The following is a 19,494-nucleotide window of genomic DNA, read 5'->3' as shown; positions in this document are numbered from 1 at the left end:
TTCGATATGAAGAAACAGATTCTATATATGTTGTGCGCAACTGCTCTCTTGAGCAGCTGCCACATCTATAAGTCGTATGACAGACCCGAAGATATCACCACTTCCGGCCTGTATCGCGATCCGGTAGCGGATAATGATACACTGGTTTCGGATACAGCCAACTTCGGTAATCTGCCGTGGAGAGAAGTCTTCACCGACCCGCAACTCCAGTCTCTCATCGAAACGGGACTGAAACAAAATACGGACCTCTTGTCCGCCGCTCAAAATGTGAAAGCAGCAGAAGCATCCCTCATGTCGGCACGCCTGGCTTATGCCCCGTCATTGGGATTGTCTCCGCAAGGAACGATCAGCAGCTTTGACAAGAATGCAGCTACAAAAACTTATTCATTACCTGTCACAGCCAGTTGGCAAGTCGATTTATTCGGTCAGTTGCTGAACTCGAAACGAAATGCGCAAGTTACACTGAAGCAAATGAAAGCTTACCGCCAGGCAGTACAAACACAAGTTGTCTCTAACATCGCCAATATGTATTATACATTAATGATGTTGGACCGCCAACTGGAAATAACCAAGGCTACAGCAGAAATTCTGAAAAAGAATGCAGAAACGATGGAAGCCATGAAAGATGCGGCCATGTATAGCATCAATTCAGCTGGTGTAGAACAAAGTAAAGCCGCTTACGCACAGGTACTTGCCAGTATTCCTGATATCGAGCAGAGTATCCGCGAAACGGAAAATGCACTGTCTACTCTTTTGGGAGAGGCTCCCCATGCCATCAAGCGTGGTGAATTGGAAGCACAAGTACTTCCAACCGAACTTTCCGCCGGTGTGCCTATTCAGCTATTATCCAATCGTCCGGACGTAAAAGCAGCCGAAATGTCATTGGCTAGTTGCTATTATAATACCAACTCGGCTCGTGCCGCTTTCTATCCGCAAATCACACTTAGCGGTTCAGCAGGATGGACAAATAATTCAGGAGCCGGAATCGTTAATCCCGGCAAATTGTTGGCCTCTGTTGTCGGTTCACTGACACAGCCATTGTTCTACCGCGGACAGAACATCGCTCGCCTGAAAGCTGCTAAAGCGCAGGAAGAACAAGCGAAATTATCTTTCCAACAAGCCTTATTGAATGCTGGTAGTGAGGTTAGCAATGCGCTAAGTTTATACCAAAAGACCAGTGAAAAGGTAGAATCTCGCCAAATGCAGGTAGAATCTGCTAAAAAAGCTTCGGAAGATACAAAAGAATTGTTTAACTTAGGGACCTCAACCTACCTGGAAGTATTGTCTGCACAACAGTCTTACCTGAGCGCACAAATCTCTCAGGTTTCTGATTGCTTTGATCGAATGCAGGCAGTAGTAAGCCTTTACCAGGCACTGGGTGGTGGAAGAGAAGAATAACTTTAAACATATACTATTATGATTAGTCCGTTAGCTTACGTAGATCCCGAAGCAAAGCTGGGCAAGAATGTAACTGTTCTGCCTTTTGCCTACATCGAAAAGAATGTAGAGATCGGAGATGACTGCGTCATCATGTCTTACGCTAGTATCTTGCAAGGTACTAAAATGGGAAAAGGAAATAAGGTACATCAGAATGCCGTCCTCGGAGCGGAACCGCAAGATTTCCACTACACAGGAGAAGAAAGTAGCCTGATTATTGGAGATAACAACGATATTCGTGAGAATGTGGTAATCAGCCGCGCTACATTTGCCGGCAATGCTACCAAAATCGGAAATGGAAACTACCTGATGGATAAGGTACACCTTTGCCATGATGTACAAATCAGCAATAACTGTGTAGTAGGCATAGGTACTACCATTGCAGGAGAGTGTATGCTGGATGACTGCGCTATCCTAAGTGGCAATGTCACCTTACACCAATATTGTCATATAGGTAGCTGGACACTGGTACAAAGTGGATGCCGTATATCTAAGGATGTGCCTCCATACGTTATCATGTCAGGAAATCCGGTGGCATATCACGGTGTAAATGCTGTGGTTCTCTCGCAACATCGCAATACATCGGAAAGAGTCCTCCGTCACATCGCCAACGCATACCGTTTGATTTATCAGGGTAATTTTAGCGTTCAGGATGCTGTACAGAAGATCATCGATCAGGTTCCTATGAGTGAGGAGATCGAGAATATTGTAAATTTCGTGAAGAACTCGGAAAGAGGGATTGTGAAATAAACAAAGTGAGTCCATATAAAGAAGGTTGATACTTTTTCAAGTATCAACCTTCTTTTTTATATTCAAATTCAAAGATTCAATTCACTATTCAAACTCCAACGTTCCGAAGAAATCAGGGCGGTGGAAATCCGGCTGTTCAATCTGTATCGGATTCCATGAAAGGAAATGAGGGGTCTGCAATTCATCGCCACATTTATAGAAATTAGCTTTTATCTCCTTTCCGTCGAGCGAATCAATCTGGTGCTTAAAGAACACAGAATACGGAATAATAAGGGCCACTTCCCAGTCCGTTTCACCGATGCGTTCAGCAAAAGGCTGATTACCCAGACTAGACCAGCGTTGTACAAGAGCAGTCACCTCTTTCGGTGCATGTTCGCGGTTGTTACGCACAGGTCCGGCACCCACCAGAATAGTTCCGATGCAATTGCATTCTATATTATAATAGATCCCGTCGCCTGCAGGTATGGAAAAGAATTCCACGCAGGAGTCAGTCCATACAGAACCGTTATCTTTTCCATACTTGGCACGTACACTCTCCTCTTTCACTTTAAAATGTAGCAAAATCGAGTTCTGTGTGTGAGCAATTCGAAAATTCACTTTAGGTTTGTAAGGATATTCAGCCCAATTGACACACTGAATCGACTGAAAATCTATTTTTTCTTCATCGAATAGTTTAGGAAGCGAACAAGCCTCCACGTTAGCCGCACTAATTTTCTTTACTTTCATATATCTTTCGTTTGAATGATACAAATATAGTTACTTTCTTTGGTTTACACCTTATTTCTATGTTATTTTTAAATTGCAAATTATTATATCAAAAAATAATATTTAGTTAAATATTACTCAACTATTATATAATGAGATATTTTTTCATATATTTGCCATCACTTAACCGATTAAATAGATACTGTTTATGAAAACATCCCTTAAAGACATAGCAGAAACCTTAAAATTATCCAAGACAACAATCTCTTGGGTACTTTCTGGTAAGGGGGATGAAAAAGGTATTAGTCTTGCTACACAAGAAAAAGTCTTTCAATGCGCCAAACAGTTGAATTACCAGCCTAATTTATTAGCCAGAAGCCTAAATACGGGTATATCAGGCACAATCGGATTAATCATACCGGATATTACAGACTCTTTTTACTCCAAAGTTGCCCGTTCTATAGAAAAGGAAGCGGAAACACAAGGCTATTCATTAATGATTTGTAGCTCTGAATCTGAAATAGAAAGAGAAAACAGAATGATCCGGTTATTCAAAGCGAAACAGGTGGATGGAATTATAGTAGCCCCCACAAAAGTTTCTAAAATTGAAATACAGAATCTAGTCAAAGAAGGCTATCCATTAGTCTTATTTGACCGCTACTTTCCTGAGATGCAGACAAACTACATCATTATTGACAATGAAGGCAGTAGCTACGAGTTAGTAAAGAAAATGATCGATAACGGTTCATCTAAAATAGCTATTATTACCACGAATCCTCATCTCCGCACAATGAATATGAGACGAGAAGGGTATGCAAGAGCTTTAATTGAAGCCAACCTACCCGTTGATCCTGATCTATATGGAGAGGTGACCTTTGTTGATTATGAGAAGAATGTTTTCAAGACTCTTGATCAAATATTCAGCAAAGTACCTGATGTAGATGGGTTCTTCTTCACAACCCATATTTTGGCTCTGGAAGCATTCCGTTACTTTTATGAAAAAGGAATCAATATAAATAAAGGATATGAATTGGCTTGTATTCATGGAGTATCAGCATTCCGTGTCTTAGCACCTAATATGAACATCGCAAGAATGCCAATAGAAGAGATCGGTAAGAATGCCGTAAGGATTCTACTTGGCGATATCAAATATCGCTTGGAAAATTCGACCGAAAAAAAAGAAGTAGAAACACTTGTCCTGCCATGTTCATTACCCTAGTCATGATTTTACATTTTTTCTTCAATCACTTAACCGGTTTAGTGAAAATAAATAATGATATCAAATTAACAAATGTAACAATAAAGAAAATAGCCCTCTAATTATTAACATAAAGATACAGAATTATGAAGTTCCAAATTAAAAATGAAAAATACATGCTGGCTCTATTAGGACTTCTAGTATGGGCATGCAGCAGTAACAACATTGATATTGAAAATATGCGATGTGAATATCAAATTTCTCCAATTGGCATTGATTCACCAGCACCGCGTTTTACTTGGAATTACACAACCAATAATGAAGATGCAACAGAGTTTTCTCAAGACAGCTATCAGCTATATATCGCCACCCGGGAACAAGATTTGAGAAACTCATCCGATAATAGCTGGCAATCTGACACTATTTACTCTGACACTCCTCATGCGACCTATCAAGGATCAGAAAAATTGAAATCCAGAACTCGTTATTACTGGCAAGTAATAGCATGGGATAAAACAAAGGAACATAAGATTATCTCTCCTATATCCAGTTTTGAAACAGCTCAACTCAACCAAAGTGACTGGACAGGAGTATGGATTACTGATAATCATGATAAAGATTATACGCCAGCGCCCATGTTGCGCAAGTCGTTTATCGCTCAAGATGATATACAACAAGCAAGATTATATGTAAGTGCCGCTGCATATTATAAAATGACATTAAATGGTAAATCAATAACATCATCACATCTCAATCCGGGTTTTACTCATTATGATAAAAGAAATCTGTATAACACATACGACGTCACTTCACAACTGCTCAAAGGAGAGAACGTACTATCTGCAATACTTGGGAACGGATTCTACAACGAATCGGCCCCTGTAGCAACATGGAGCTATGAGCAAGCCCGCTGGCGTAACCGCCCAAGAATGATCTGCGAAATGGAGATATTATATAAAAATGGAGAAAAGCAAACCATCCATTCAGATTCTACTTGGAAAACGAGTACCGGTCCTTATATACAAAACAATATTTATAGTGGTGATACCTATGATGCATGTCTTGCAATTGCTGGATGGGACAAACCGGGTTTTGATGACTCTAAATGGACAAATGCAATTCAGGTGGCTGCCCCTTCTCCCCTACTAGTATCACAAAACATGCCTGCTATTGAAACGGAACAATTTATCACTCCAATCAATATGCGTTCTTTTGGTGATACAGTCTATGTATACGATTTTGGAGTTAATATGTCAGGGGTCTGTACTCTTTCTATCAATGGCAAGAAAGGCACTAAAGTCAGTATGCAACACGGCGAATTGCTAAAAGATAACGGACGCTTGGAAATGCGCAACTTAGATATTTACTACAAACCATTACCTGGCCTCGCTTTTCAAACAGACACTTATATATTGGACGGAAAACAAGGTACATTCACTCCAGATTTTACATATCATGGATTTCAATATGTAGAAGTTCGTTCAGATCGTCCTGTAAAACTTACTAAAGAGAGCTTAACCGCTCAATTCATACATACGGCTGTTCCTCCTGTTGGTAAATTCAGTTGTTCAAATGAACTATTAAATAAAATATGGAAAGCTGCTAATCAATCATATTTATCAAATCTGATGAGTATCCCGACTGACTGTCCCCAACGAGAGAAAAATGGATGGACTGCCGATGCACACATAACAATGGATTTAGGATTATTAAACTTCGATGGTATTACTTTCTATGAAAAATGGCTGGATGATATGATTGATAATCAAAATGAAGAAGGACGTATATCGGGAATCATTCCTAGTTCCGGATGGGGCTATGATGACTGGATAGGTCCTGTATGGGATGCTGCCATGTTTATCGTGCCAATGGCAATTTACCACTACTATGGAGATACAAGAAGCATCGAAAAACTATGGCCTGTATGCACCAAATACCTTGCCTACCTCGCAGGACGCGAGGACGCGGAAGGAACCGTAACTTACGGAATTGGTGACTGGGTATTCCATAAAACACAAACCCCTACAGAATTCACCACTACCTGCTATTATTATTTAGACAATCTGTATATGGCTAAATTTGCAGAACTCATTGGAAAAGATGGTAGTAGTTATGCTAAGAAAGCAGAAGAATTGAAATTGCTTATCAATCACAAATACTTCGACACATCCAAAGCTATTTATGCCAATGGTTCGCAAGCAGCACAAGGAGTTGCCTTATACCTTGGAATCGTTCCTAAAGAATACGAACAGCAGGTTGCAGATAATCTTTCTACGATGATAAAAGCCAATAAAAACCTGCTCGATTTTGGAGTTTTAGGCAGTAAAACAGTCCTGCGGATGCTTTCCAAATATGGATATGCTGACTTGGCATATCAGATGGCCGCACAAGAAGAAGCTCCATCTTGGGGCAATTGGATAAAACAAGGTTTCACTACACTAGCAGAAACATGGATACTTTCACCTGAATTTAGAGATGCCTCCGTAAATCACATGTTTCTTGGAGACATTAATGCATGGATGTACAATATATTGGCAGGCATTAATTATGATGAACAGAAACCCGGATTCAAACATATTCTTATCCAACCTCATTTCGTAAAAGGTCTTGACTGGGTAAAAGCAGAATATAAATCTGTAAACGGAATCATTCGTTCTGAATGGGAACGTAAAGGAGAACAAGTGATTCTCAAAGTCACGATCCCAGTCAATACGAATGCAACAGTAGAATATAATGGTAAAAAGATAGATTTAAGGTCAGGAAAACATCAACTCACATTTTAATTGAAACAAAAGAAAGGAGGTTTAATAGAGGTATATAAAGAAGCAAAAATGAGACCGTTATGTAATACTATAAAAATATAACACTAGTTACTTTGTCACACCATCAATCAAATCTATTAACAATGAATAAAATCAGTACACTGCTATTTTTGATATTTCTCACTTGTACAAGTGGTGTTTTTGCCGATTCCGGTAGTTCCATCTCCTTAAATGGAACATGGGAACTCTCTTATTGGATGCAACCTGAAGAACCTATAACTTCGCCCAAGGACATGCAACTAGCTGAAGTGAAACATCTATCAGCCCAAGTCCCCGGTAATGTAGAACTAGACCTAATGGCTGCCAACTTAATTAAAGATCCGATGATTGGCAGTAATGTAAATGAATTACGCAAATGGGAAGGCTATCAATGGTGTTATTCCAAATCATTCGTAGCGCCACAACTAAAACCAGGACAACAATATCAACTCTTCTTTGCCGGAATAGACTGTCTGGCCGATATATGGCTGAATGGAAAGCACATTGGCAAAGCAGAAAATATGATGATTGAACATGCTTTTGATGTAACTAAAGAAATAAAAGCAGGAGAAAGCAATCAACTCCAAGTGATACTCCGTTCATCTGTTATTGAAGGACAAAAACATCTGTTAGGGACATTCAGTATTGGAAACTTCCCGTCTGAAGAATCCGTATTCATCAGAAAAGCTCCGCACACCTATGGATGGGACATTCTGCCACGATTAGTCAGTGCAGGTTTGTGGAGAGATGTAGAATTACGCGTATTGAATCCGGCACGTCTCACAGATGTTCACTATATGGTCGCCAATGTAGACACTGCTACCAGAAATGTACGTTTGTATACTGATGTACAAGTAAAACTACCTTTCGAAAAGTTCGACAAAGTGAAAGCCGTATATACATTAAGTCGCCATGGGAAAGAAATATATAAAGGAAGCTCTGTTGTCGTTTCCCCAGCATTCCGATATATAATGGAAATCAAGAATGCTGATTTATGGTGGCCAAGAGGATATGGAGAACCGGCTTTATATGATGCAAAAGTAGAGTTAGTAGATTCTGACGGCACTATTTTATCAACAGATAATAAACGGGTAGGCCTCCGCACGATTCAACTAGACATTACAGACATCAACCTCCCACCGGATCATCCGGGTAAATTCTGTTTCATAGTCAATGGAGAACCTATTTTTATTCACGGAACCAATTGGGTACCCATGGATGCACTCCATAGCCGGGATCATTCTTTCGTAGACGAATCTATCCGCATGGCTGTAGAATTAAACTGCAATATGATACGTTGTTGGGGTGGCAACGTGTATGAAGATCATCATTTCTTTAATTTATGCGATGAAAACGGCATTATGGTATGGCAGGATTTTACGATGGGATGCACTTTCTATCCTCAACGCAGCTCATTTACACAAGCATTGGAAGAAGAGGCCATTTCCGTTGTATGCAAGTTACGCAATCATCCATCACTCGTTTTATGGTCAGGAAATAATGAAGACGATTGTGCACTGCGCTGGTCTTTGCAACCATTTAATATTAATCCAAATCAGGATGTAGTTAGCCGCAAGGTCCTCCCGGCAGTTATTTATGAGTTTGACCCTACTCGCCCTTATCTTCCCAGCTCTCCTTACTACAGCCAAGCGGTATATGAAAGAGGAAGTGCTGACCAATATTTACCAGAAAACCATTTATGGGGTCCCAGAGGATATTACAAAGACAAATTCTATACGGATGCTACCTGCTGCTTTGTCAGTGAAATCGGCTATCACGGCTGCCCTAATTTAGAAAGTCTCCAGAAAATGATGACAAAAGATGCCGTATATCCCTGGACAAAAAATCATGAATGGAATGATGAATGGGTTACCAAATCTGTTCGTAGATTCCCAGAATGGGGAAAGACATTCGATCGCAATAATCTTATGATTAATCAGGTACGTTTACTTTTTGGTGAAGTTCCCTCCAAACTGGATGATTTTATATTCGCTTCTCAATCCGTACAGGCAGAAGCTATGAAATATTTCATAGAAATGTGGCGTGGAAAGAAGTTTGACGACAAGACTGGTATTGTCTGGTGGAACCTGCGGGATGGATGGCCAGTGATCTCTGATGCGATTGTTGACTACTACAATTCAAAGAAGATGGCATATTATTTCATCAAGAATGTTCAACAGGATGTTTGTGTACTAATCAATGATGCAGAAGGCGGAAATTACCCACTGATAGGAACGAATGACACACGCAACGTACAAAGTGGTAATGTAACGGTAACAGATACATCCTCGGGACGTAAAATCTATGAGAGCACTTTCCGTATTCCAGCCAATCAAAAGGTCAGAATAGCCTCACTACCGGAAGAAAGCGGTCAAGGAATCTATCTGATCCAATACCAGATCGGTAATCAGAAATTCATGAATCATTACCTATACGGCAAGGCACCTTTCAACTTGAAAGAATACAAGCGGCTGTTACAAAAAACCGGATTATACGCTAAAAAATAATAGTTATGAAAGAGAACTTGTTAGGAATTGACGTAGGAGGCACCAAATGCGCCATCATCTACGGTATCAAAGAAAACGACGAGCTACATATCATCGACAAAAAGAAATTTGATACGACCACAGTCGACGAAACAATAGACAGAATTCTCTGTGAAACCGAAAAGATGATGAACCTCCACCAGCTAACCCCTACTAACACAAAAGCGATTGGAATCTGTTGCGGAGGTCCTCTCAACAGTGAAACAGGCATCGTGATGTCTCCCCCTAACCTACCGGGATGGGACAACATCCCCATTGTGGCAATGGTGGAAAAAAAGACGGGCATTAAAACCAATCTACACAATGATGCCAATGCCTGTGCTTTAGCCGAATGGAAGTTCGGAGCAGGAAAAGGAACTAAGAATATGGTCTTTCTCACATTCGGTACGGGACTGGGAGCAGGATTAATATTAAATGGCAAACTGTATACGGGCACCAATGACAATGCCGGAGAACTGGGACATATCCGCCTGTCGGATTTCGGTCCGATAGGTTACGGTAAAAAGGGCTCTTTTGAGGGATTTGCCAGCGGTGGAGGTATTGCTCAACTCTCCAAAATGTATGTGATGGAGAAATTGCAGACCGGACAGAAAGTTGAATGGTGTACCTTACAGGAACTAGATCAGCTTACTGCCCGAAAAGTGGCTGAAGAAGCTGCCAAAGGTGATAAATTAGCCCAAAGCATATATGAGACGTCTGCTATTTATCTGGGAAAAGGATTATCCATGGTGATCGATATCTTGAATCCGGAAGTCATTGTGATAGGTGGCATCTATACCCGGAATAAAAATATGATGGAACCCATCATGCAAAAGATAATCGATCAGGAAGCATTATCCTGTGCAAACAGAGTATGTAAAGTGAAACCAGCCGCCTTGGGAGAGCAGATAGGAGATTATGCAGCTCTTTCTGTAGCCGCTAACTTAACCGATTAACTATTATGAAAGAGCTTATTGAAACAACACTGGAAGAGGCTCGGCAAACGTTGGAGAGCTTTCTTGAGGAAACAACAACAGTCGGGATTATTTCACAGGCAGCCTCTACCTGCGCCGAAGCATTAAAAGCCGGAAATAAGATTATCAGCTGTGGTAATGGAGGTTCTTTATGTGACGCCACCCACTTTGCAGAAGAACTAACCGGACGTTACCGCAACAACCGCATCCCGCTACCGGCAATTGCAATCAATGACCCGGCTTACATGACCTGTGTGGGAAATGATTTTTCGTTCAACGAGATCTTCTCCCGCTATGTAGAAGCTATGGGATGTAAGGGAGATGTATTATTGGCCATCAGCACAAGCGGACATTCCGAGAACATACTGAAAGCTGCCGTACAAGCACACAACAATGGAATGAAAGTGATAGCGCTGACTTCAAAAGGAGAGAATGAACTGTCACGACTGGCAGACATTGCAGTCTGCGCGCCACGAGCAGCACATTCCGACAGAATACAAGAAATTCACATCAAAGTTATCCACATTCTGATTCAGGCAATTGAGGCAGAATTAGGCTTTGAATAATAACCTACTAAATTTAATCAATATGGCAATGAAAATGACACATATCAGTAAAACTCTATTGAGTATTGTTTGCACACTTTGGGGAATGTCCGCCTGCTCGGATGATTATAACAAATATGACGATTGCCCGGCTTGCAACTATTATCCTGTTGCAGTAGGGAATTCAACAGGAACTCCGGTTCATGCTATCGGTGTCGAGATGGATCCACACTTCTTCTCACAAAACATCACCCGCAATGATGGTTCAAAGGCTGAAGATTGGGAAAATATAGTTGTACAACGGGTAAAGAAAATGAAAGTACAACAATTCCGAATCATGATGCAGCCACAATGGTGGGAACCCTCCAATGACAACAACGATCCTAATGTCGCGGATATGAGCAAATTCACTTTTGATTCGGAAGAAATGCAATCTGTATACAAAGTATTGGATCTGGCCCAGGAGAATAATATCGGAGTGACATTAGTCGTATGGGGAGCCATTACCAATATCGACTTACTATCAGGCATTAACAATGGTCAAAAGCATTTCTTGTGTGATGCACGAAGTTATAACGTTAATCCGGGTTGGATTGCCGGTATAGATAACTATGAAGAATTTGCTGAAAACTTCTCCACAATGGTGAAATACCTGATTGAAGAAAAGCATTATACCTGTATCAATCAAATTACTCCATTCAATGAACCTGACAGTCATATAGCAGGTTACGGCCGCATCATGTGGCAAGGTGATTTTGAAACCATGGGTTGGCAGGACACCTACGCCCCCATGGTGAAAGCACTGGATGCCAAGTTTAAAGCAGATGGAATACGCAGTAAGGTACACTTCAACCTTTCTGACAATACAGACGGTACACCCGGATATATCGCCGCCTGTGTTTCCGCTTTCACAAACGATGAAGCCGACCTGTATAACTCTCATGTATACAAGTTTGACTACAACACCCCTAATTCGACTCTCGTAAATTGGGAACGTCAAAATATAGCTTCTGCAGGAGGTAAAAGACATTTTGTTGGAGAATTCGGTTTTCCTGGATACGGAAGTGCCCGTCAATATGGTATAGACACGTATACGCGAGGGGTACAGATAATCCGCGTTGCTCTGAACTATCTGAATGCCGGTGCTTGCGGAGTAAGCTACTGGAGTCTGATCGATCAATATTATAACCGCAATGCCTCCTATTCGGAAATGCAGCAACTCGGTTTATGGAAATATCTAAAATCCGCTTATACCGAAGACCCAGATGTATATTCCAAAATCAAGGAAGACTACGAGGTACGTCCTCAATACTATGCATATAGTCTGTTGACACGTTTTGTCCGCCAGGGCGACGAAGTATATCCATTGGATCTCGGCGACGAGTTGATAGCCGGAAGTGCTTTTCTCAACACAGAGGGAAAATGGACGTATGTACTTTCCAACGCTACAGACAAAGACAAGATGATACAGTTGGAAAATGATAAAGAAGGTGCCAATGGAGAATACAATGTCTACAAATATATGGAAGGACGCCTACCGGAAGGTGATAATCTTATAGAATCAACAGAAACGGTCAACACGCAAGAGAATAACCTAAAACTTAAATTATCTCGTTCATCAATCAGGGTATTAGTACAAAAATAGAAGTATATACACCCCATTTAGTGGGGATATATATACACCGTATTGGGCATATATATTCACCATGTTAGCCATATATATCCACCGTGCTGGATATATATGCCCACCAACCAAGTAATTTATCATCAAAAGTACACGAATGAAAAAAGAAATATCCATAGTAAAAATGCTCTCCGTCATGTTCGGATTCTTCGTTATGGGATTTGTTGACATTGTCGGAATAACCACGAGCTATGTGAAGAATGATTTCAGCCATCTCACCGATACGATGGTTAATCTCATCTCTCTATCCTGTTTCTTGTGGTTCCTGGTGCTTTCTATTCCCACCGGAATGTTAATGAATCGCATCGGACGCAAGAAAACCGTACTACTTAGCTTCGCATTCCATGTATTAGCCATGTGCCTTCCACTCGTTGCATACGACTTTACCGCCATATTAATCGCATTTGCCTTGATAGGTATCGGTAACACTCTATTGCAAGTTTCACTCAATCCATTAGTAACGGATGTCGTTGCAAACGATAAGTTGACAGGTACATTAACCCTAGGACAATTTGTCAAAGCAGTCAGTTCATTCCTGGGTCCTATCCTGGCAGCTTGGGTGACTGGTAGTTTTTTCGGATGGAAAATGATATTCCCCATTTATGCCGGACTGTCACTGCTCGCTTTGATATGGCTATGGCTTACCCCTATACAAGAAAAACAACAGGAACGGAAGAACATTTCTTTCAAAGTCACTCTTGAATTATTCAAAGACAAATACATTCTTGCTTTCTTTATCGGTATTCTCGTGCTGGTAGGTGTAGACGTAGGTATCAATATGACTTTCCCTAAATTCCTGATGGAACGTTGTGATCTACCACTGACAGATGCAGGAATGGGAAATAGTGTGTATTTCTTCGCCCGCACTGTAGGAGCCTTTTTGGGTGGTATCCTACTGATGAAATATTCAGAAAGTAAATTCTATATTTATAGCGTCTGGATAGCTCTCGCAGGATTGATACTGATGACCATTAGCACTAATCTCTGGTTTATCCTCGGATGTGTAGCAGTTTTCGGGATAGGATATGCCAATCTGTTTTCCATCATCTTCTCTCTGTCTTTGAAACGTGTTCCCGAGAAAGCGAACGAAGTATCTGCACTTCTTATCGTCGGTGTATCTGGCGGTGCCGTCCTCCCGCCTATTTTAGGAGTAATTACCGATTCATTCCACAGTCAGTTATCTGCAATCATAGTACTTGCCATTGTATGGTGCTATCTGATCGGAATAATGAGAAAAATAAAAACCACATAAACCTATATTCTAATGAAACATTTCAAGAAAATCGAATCGAAATTCCTGTTCTCATTACTGATTATGAGTGTGTGGAGCATCATAGCCGTGGGTCAGACGACGGCTAAAATCTCCAAACACATTCCTGAAATCGAAAAATGGATTCAGAAACAATTCGCTAAAGGAAAAACACCTCCGTTCTCGTTTATATGTGACGGGAAACCTTCCGCAGAATTTATCCGCCAATGGGACTATTCCCAGCAAAAGATAGAATCCGAAGAAGCGGATGTGATAAAGTATCTCTTTACCTACTACAATCCTACCAACGGACTGAAAGTAGAATGTACCGTAAAAGGCTATCCCAGTTATCAGGCTGCCGAATGGGTATTGAACTTCACCAACAAAGGTACGAGCAACTCTCCCACTCTGGAACAAGTGAAAGTAGTGGACCTTGCCATGCAATACGCTTCTAAAGGAGAATTCAAGTTACACTATGCAGACGGAAACCATATCTCCAAATATGATTTCCATCCACGTTCGGTTACTCTGGCAACGGGTGAAACCAAACAGATGTCTCCACAAGGAGGACGCTCTTCAGAAGGGGACTATCTTCCTTTCTTCAACATTGAATCACCTGCCGGACAGGGAGTCATATTAGGAGTAGGCTGGTCGGGCACCTGGTATGCAGATGTATGCGCACAAGATAATCGTACAATATCCATGGCTTCGGGAATGAAAACCATGAAATTATACTTACGTCCACAGGAAACAATTCGTACCCCAAGTATCAGTCTGATGTTTTGGGAAAATATCGACCGGATGGCAGGACACAATAAATTCCGCCGTTTTGTCCTGGCACACAAGTCACGGAAAATCAACGGAAAATTTGCCGAATATCCTCTTTCCAGCGGATTCAACTATCGGGACCCCGCACCTTGTACGGAATACTCATGCCTGACAGCCGATTATGCCATTGCCATGGTGAAACGTTACATACAGTTCGGATTGAAACCCGAAGTATTCTGGCTGGATGCCGGATGGAACACCGATGCTGCAGACTTCGAACATGGCAAGACCTGGGCCAACACAGCCGGTAACTGGACTGTAGATACATTGCGCTTCCCCAAAGGACTTCGTCCTGTAGCCGACGAAATACACAAAGTAGGAGCTAAATTTATGGTCTGGTTCGAACCCGAGCGTGTCATCCGTGGTACCCAATGGGCAGTAGAACACCCCGACTGGATGCTCGACATTCCCGAACACAACAATGACACCTACCTACTGTTCGATCTGGGAAATCCGGAAGCCTGCCACTGGATGAGTAAATATATAGGCGATATGCTCGAAGAAAACGGCATAGACTATTACCGTCAGGATTTCAATATGCAGCCGGATATCTACTGGGCAGCCAACGATGAGCCCGGACGTACAGGAATGAAAGAGATACGACACATCGAAGGACTATACTACTTCTGGGATTATCTGCTGAGCCGATTCCCGAACCTGCTCATAGACAACTGTGCCAGTGGGGGACGACGTATTGACTGGGAAACAATCGGCCGAAGCGCACCACTATGGAGGAGTGATTATTATCATTACGACGATCCGGACGGCTACCAATGTCACACGTATGGCCTGAATTTCTTCCTACCTTTACATGGAACAGGTAGTTTACAGACCGATCCGTATTCTTTCCGCTCAAGCGTCAGCACAGCTTTGATTTATAACTGGAAAATAACCGATAAAAATGCCTCCGTTTACGAAATGCAACGTTGTCTGAAAGAATTCCACGAAATCAGACCTTACTATTACGAAGATTATTACCCACTGACGGGTACAGAAGACATGACGCGGGATAATATCTGGCTAGCCTATCAAATGCATCGTCCGTCGGACGACAGTGGTATTATCGTTGCTTTCCGCAGAACCGCCTCCAAAGACAAAAAAATCACCGTCAGACTTTCAGGAGTGGATCCGGAAAAATACTATACAGTGACAGACATGGATAGCCGACAGAGCAAAATCTATCAGGGAAAAGAACTGACCAGTCAGTTGCCACTGATCCTCGAAAAGCCACATAGTTCCTTATTACTAAAATATAAAGTTACCAACGAAAAACCGAATAAAGAATGAAAAAAAGAATACTATATTATCTATTCATTCTGCTTCTGTTCCCTCATAATGGAACAGGACAGACGGTAGCCCGCATGAGCGACCGCCCGGTAAACACCAGCCAATGGATAACCACCCACTTTGCCCGCGGTGTGGTCCCTCCTTTCTCTTTCGAATATGGAGGTAAACCTTCACAGGAATTTATCAAAAGCTGGTCTTATACGGCTACGCGTCAGAAAAGTGACGATCCCAAGGTTCTGAAATACCTTTATACTTATCGTGAACCATCCGGAGGATTAAAAGTCGAATGTGAAGTGAAAGGCTTTACCGACTTCAATACGGTGGAATGGGTACTCCGTTTCACCAACCAGGGAAAGAAAAATACGCCGGAGATTGCCAACATAAAAGTGTCTGATATCACATTCCGCTACCAGCATCCGGGAGCATTCAACCTTCATCATTCCGAAGGCAGCCATGCATCCAAATCAGATTTCAGCCAGCAACTTACAATCTTGTCTCCGGGTGATAATCTTTATATGAGACCGGAAGGTGGACGCTCTTCACAAATGCGTATGCCATTCTTCAATATTGAATCTCCGGCTAATCAAGGAGTTATCGTAGCCATCGGATGGACAGGAACCTGGTTTGCCGATGTGCGCTGTGCAGACCAGCAAAGCGTAGCGCTTACCTCCGGAATTGAACGTTTGAAAACCTATCTGTATCCGGAAGAGAGCATCCGCACTTCCAGTGTATGCCTGTCATTCTGGAACGGTTCCGACCGGATGAAAGGACACAACCAGTTCCGCCGTTTCGTGCAAGCCCACCACACTTGGAAAGTAGGTGGTAAACCGACCGTATATCCAATATCGACCAGTTTCAACTACGGTGATCCTACTCCCTGTAATGAATATACCTGCCTGACTACAGATTATGCCATTGCTATGGTGAAACGGTATGAACAATTCAAATTAGTACCCGAAGTATTCTGGCTGGATGCCGGATGGTACAATCACTCTGCAGATGTAGCCAATCATAAGAATTGGGCGAACACCGTAGGAAACTGGACCGTCGACTCTATTCGTTTCCCCGAAGGATTACGCCCCATCGCCGACGAAGTGCATAGAGTTGGTTCCAAGTTCATGGTATGGTTTGAACCGGAGCGTGTTATGAAAGGCTCAGCTTGGGCACTGCAACACCCTCAATGGATGTTGGATGCCAGAGGAAAAGCCAAACAGGAAGACTGGACAAAAGATAGTGAGCACGACTCTTATCTATTCAATCTCGGAAATCCGGAGGCATGTCGATGGATGAGTAAATATATCGGAGACTTCCTCGAAGAAAATGGCATAGACTACTACCGCCAGGATTTCAATATAGAGCCGGAAGGTTTCTGGGCTGCCAATGATGAACCTGGCAGACAAGGTATCTGCGAAATCCGATACATTGAAGGACTTTATTCTTTCTGGGAATATCTGCTGAACCGCTTTCCGGGCTTGCTGGTTGATAATTGTGCCAGTGGCGGACGCCGTATTGACCTCGAAAGTATCTCACGCAGTGCACCGATGTGGAGAACAGATTACAGTTATGGAGAACCAATCGGCTATCAATGCCATACTTACGGATTGAACTTATACCTTCCCCTGCATGGTACAGGAACTGTGAGTGCCGATAAATTCACTTTCCGTTCCAGCCTCGGAACCTCTATTATCTACAACTGGAAAATAACCGAAGCCGGACAATCCATCTATGATATGCGCGACCGCCAGGCAGAGTTCAAAGAACTCCGCCCCTATTTCTATGAAGATTACTATCCGTTGAGTGGAATAAACAACATTACTTCGGAAAATATCTGGCTAGCATACCAACTTTATCGTCCGTCGGATGACAGCGGATACATCGTAGCTTTCCGCCGCAAAGACAATCCGGACAAGAGCTATACTGTCAATTTATCAGGGCTACACCCTGACCACACTTATATACTCACCAATAAAGATACAGGAGAAGCTATAAAGAAAACCGGTAAAGAACTGGCTAACGGCTTCACGCTGACACTGGATAACCCGCAAAGTAGTCTGATAATCAAATACCAAAGTTCAACAACTGCCATACAGAAACTTTCTGTAGGAAAGAAAACCGGTGTAAAGCTCCGTGCTATAGGTGCAGAACTAGATCCCCACTTTCTCTCACAAAATGTGACCCGCAATGATGGAGCTAAAGCTGAAGACTGGGATCGCATCGTTGTGAAACGTGTCAAAGAAATGGGACTGCAAAGCTTACGGGTGATGGTGATGCCACAATGGTATGAGCCAAAGAATGACAATCCGGATGCATCCAAAATCGACTGGCATAATTTCACTTTCAACTCTGTAGAAATGCAATCACTCTACAAAGTATTGGATATGGCACAAGAACAGAAAATGGAAGTCACCCTTGTACTTTGGGGAGCCCCTCCGGGACATTTCCTGGCCGAAGGGAATTATGGTAACTGGGTAGTAGCCCCGACTAACTATGAAGAATGGAGCGAGAACTTTTCCGCACTTGTACAACACCTGCTCAACAACAAAAAATACACGTGCGTCAAAGAGATTACTCCGATCAACGAACCAGATTGGTCATATATCATCAAAGGTAAAGCTGCTCCCACCGCCGACTATATTGAAATGTGTAAAGTACTCGACAGACGTTTCAAAGAGGATGGAATAAGAAATAAAGTACATTTCAGCCTTTCTGACAATTCAGACGGAGGTACAGGAACGCATAAATATCTGGCAGCCTGCACGAAAGGACTGGCGAACGTTGCTGACGTATTCAACTCCCACACCTATATCTTCGGCTACGAAACTCCGAACTCCACAATTCTGGATTGGGAAAAACAAAACTCTCAATTGGCCTCTTCAGTTGGAAAAGCCCATTTCATCGGTGAATTCGGAGGTAATCAATGCGTAGGTGCCACCAGACAAAAAGATATCGACTTGTATGAACGAGGAGTACTCATGACACGCATAGCCATCAATCTACTCAATGCAGGAGCAAGCGGTGTTAGCTATTGGAGCCTGATAGACCAATACTATGGTAAGGATGCAGACTACGGAGCAATGCAGCAACTGGGTTTATGGAAGTATGTAAAGAAAACATACGCTTCGGAACCATACTACAACGATATCAAAAGTGATTACGAGGTACGCCCACAGTACTATGCCTATTCTCTGTTGACACGTTTCATACGCCCGGGAGCTGAAATCTATCCGATAGCAACACCGGAAGAATGGTATGCAGGAACTGCTGTTCGAAACACAAATGGCAAATGGGTATATGTTTTCGCCAATGGAATGGACCAGGAGAAAGCAATAAGCCTAATCAACCAACATACGCAAACCAAAGGGAATTATCAGGTTTACCGTTATATCAAAGACGGTTTACCTACCACAGACCAAATGTTGGCTCCGGACGCCCAGCCTCTCAAAGTGAACGATAAAATTCTATGTTTACTTCCGGCTCATTCTGTGATCGTCTTAAAACAAGAATAACTATG

12 protein-coding genes are annotated in these 19,494 nt (G+C 42.2%); 11 read left to right on the top strand and 1 reads right to left on the bottom strand.

Annotated elements, in window-relative coordinates; translation table 11 throughout:
* Positions 1–6 precede the first annotated feature (6 nt).
* Both KQP79_RS12065 and lpxA read left to right on the top strand, forming a co-directional pair.
* Complete coding sequence (locus KQP79_RS12065; RefSeq protein ID WP_061447859.1) at positions 7–1,398, top strand: TolC family protein; 1,392 nt, start codon at positions 7–9, stop codon at positions 1,396–1,398.
* Between the two features lie 18 nt (positions 1,399–1,416).
* Positions 1,417–2,187: an acyl-ACP--UDP-N-acetylglucosamine O-acyltransferase gene (gene lpxA, locus KQP79_RS12060; protein WP_004307481.1), complete on the top strand. Its 771-nt coding sequence runs from the start codon at positions 1,417–1,419 to the stop codon at positions 2,185–2,187.
* Positions 2,188–2,271: 84 nt separating this feature from the next.
* On the opposite strand, the gene KQP79_RS12055 is transcribed toward lpxA, so the two are convergent.
* Positions 2,272–2,913, bottom strand: a complete 642-nt coding sequence (locus tag KQP79_RS12055; RefSeq protein WP_004310385.1) for a carbohydrate-binding family 9-like protein — start codon at positions 2,911–2,913, stop codon at positions 2,272–2,274.
* 187 nt (positions 2,914–3,100) lie between these two features.
* Here KQP79_RS12055 and KQP79_RS12050 point away from each other — a divergent pair, with 187 nt between their 5' ends.
* The 9 genes from KQP79_RS12050 to KQP79_RS12010 all read left to right on the top strand — a co-directional run bounded on the left by KQP79_RS12050 (position 3,101) and on the right by KQP79_RS12010 (position 19,489).
* A complete protein-coding gene (locus KQP79_RS12050) occupies positions 3,101–4,111 on the top strand; it encodes a LacI family DNA-binding transcriptional regulator (protein ID WP_004310382.1) in 1,011 nt (336 codons plus the stop codon).
* A gap of 125 nt (positions 4,112–4,236) precedes the next feature.
* Positions 4,237–6,873, top strand: a complete 2,637-nt coding sequence (locus KQP79_RS12045; RefSeq protein ID WP_004310380.1) for a family 78 glycoside hydrolase catalytic domain — start codon at positions 4,237–4,239, stop codon at positions 6,871–6,873.
* Positions 6,874–6,995: 122 nt separating this feature from the next.
* On the top strand, positions 6,996–9,398 hold the full coding sequence (locus tag KQP79_RS12040) for a glycoside hydrolase family 2 protein (RefSeq protein ID WP_004310379.1): 2,403 nt from the start codon (positions 6,996–6,998) through the stop codon (positions 9,396–9,398).
* Positions 9,399–9,403: 5 nt separating this feature from the next.
* On the top strand, positions 9,404–10,372 hold the full coding sequence (locus KQP79_RS12035) for an ROK family protein (protein ID WP_004310376.1): 969 nt from the start codon (positions 9,404–9,406) through the stop codon (positions 10,370–10,372).
* A gap of 5 nt (positions 10,373–10,377) precedes the next feature.
* On the top strand, positions 10,378–10,956 hold the full coding sequence (locus KQP79_RS12030) for an SIS domain-containing protein (protein WP_004310374.1): 579 nt from the start codon (positions 10,378–10,380) through the stop codon (positions 10,954–10,956).
* Between the two features lie 22 nt (positions 10,957–10,978).
* Positions 10,979–12,580, top strand: a complete 1,602-nt coding sequence (locus KQP79_RS12025; RefSeq protein WP_008641751.1) for a hypothetical protein — start codon at positions 10,979–10,981, stop codon at positions 12,578–12,580.
* 136 nt (positions 12,581–12,716) lie between these two features.
* Positions 12,717–13,871 carry an MFS transporter gene (locus KQP79_RS12020; protein ID WP_004310370.1) on the top strand — a complete coding sequence of 385 codons (1,155 nt, stop codon included), beginning with the start codon at positions 12,717–12,719 and terminating at the stop codon, positions 13,869–13,871.
* A gap of 12 nt (positions 13,872–13,883) precedes the next feature.
* Positions 13,884–15,983, top strand: a complete 2,100-nt coding sequence (locus KQP79_RS12015) for a glycoside hydrolase family 36 protein (RefSeq protein ID WP_004310368.1) — start codon at positions 13,884–13,886, stop codon at positions 15,981–15,983.
* A complete protein-coding gene (locus KQP79_RS12010; protein WP_234120592.1) occupies positions 15,980–19,489 on the top strand; it encodes an alpha-galactosidase in 3,510 nt (1,169 codons plus the stop codon). The genes KQP79_RS12015 and KQP79_RS12010 overlap by 4 nt, the downstream gene beginning before the upstream one ends.
* Positions 19,490–19,494: the final 5 nt, after the last annotated feature.

Origin of the sequence: Bacteroides sp. DH3716P, from assembly GCF_025914115.1 — a bacterium.
Lineage (GTDB): Bacteria > Bacteroidota > Bacteroidia > Bacteroidales > Bacteroidaceae > Bacteroides > Bacteroides ovatus.
Note: the sequence above shows the minus strand (reverse complement) of the source record. Positions and strands in the feature narration are given on the sequence as shown.

Excerpts from the sequence above, each read along its gene's own strand:
- KQP79_RS12010 (WP_234120592.1), top strand. The coding sequence starts at position 15,980 with ATGAAAAAAAGAATACTATATTATCTATTCATTCTGCTTCTGTTCCCT.
- KQP79_RS12020 (WP_004310370.1), top strand. The coding sequence starts at position 12,717 with ATGAAAAAAGAAATATCCATAGTAAAAATGCTCTCCGTCATGTTCGGA.
- KQP79_RS12055 (WP_004310385.1), bottom strand. The coding sequence starts at position 2,913 with ATGAAAGTAAAGAAAATTAGTGCGGCTAACGTGGAGGCTTGTTCGCTT.
- KQP79_RS12025 (WP_008641751.1), top strand. The coding sequence starts at position 10,979 with ATGGCAATGAAAATGACACATATCAGTAAAACTCTATTGAGTATTGTT.
- KQP79_RS12050 (WP_004310382.1), top strand. The coding sequence starts at position 3,101 with ATGAAAACATCCCTTAAAGACATAGCAGAAACCTTAAAATTATCCAAG.
- KQP79_RS12040 (WP_004310379.1), top strand. The coding sequence starts at position 6,996 with ATGAATAAAATCAGTACACTGCTATTTTTGATATTTCTCACTTGTACA.
- KQP79_RS12030 (WP_004310374.1), top strand. The coding sequence starts at position 10,378 with ATGAAAGAGCTTATTGAAACAACACTGGAAGAGGCTCGGCAAACGTTG.
- KQP79_RS12035 (WP_004310376.1), top strand. The coding sequence starts at position 9,404 with ATGAAAGAGAACTTGTTAGGAATTGACGTAGGAGGCACCAAATGCGCC.
- KQP79_RS12045 (WP_004310380.1), top strand. The coding sequence starts at position 4,237 with ATGAAGTTCCAAATTAAAAATGAAAAATACATGCTGGCTCTATTAGGA.
- KQP79_RS12065 (WP_061447859.1), top strand. The coding sequence starts at position 7 with ATGAAGAAACAGATTCTATATATGTTGTGCGCAACTGCTCTCTTGAGC.
- KQP79_RS12015 (WP_004310368.1), top strand. The coding sequence starts at position 13,884 with ATGAAACATTTCAAGAAAATCGAATCGAAATTCCTGTTCTCATTACTG.
- lpxA (WP_004307481.1), top strand. The coding sequence starts at position 1,417 with ATGATTAGTCCGTTAGCTTACGTAGATCCCGAAGCAAAGCTGGGCAAG.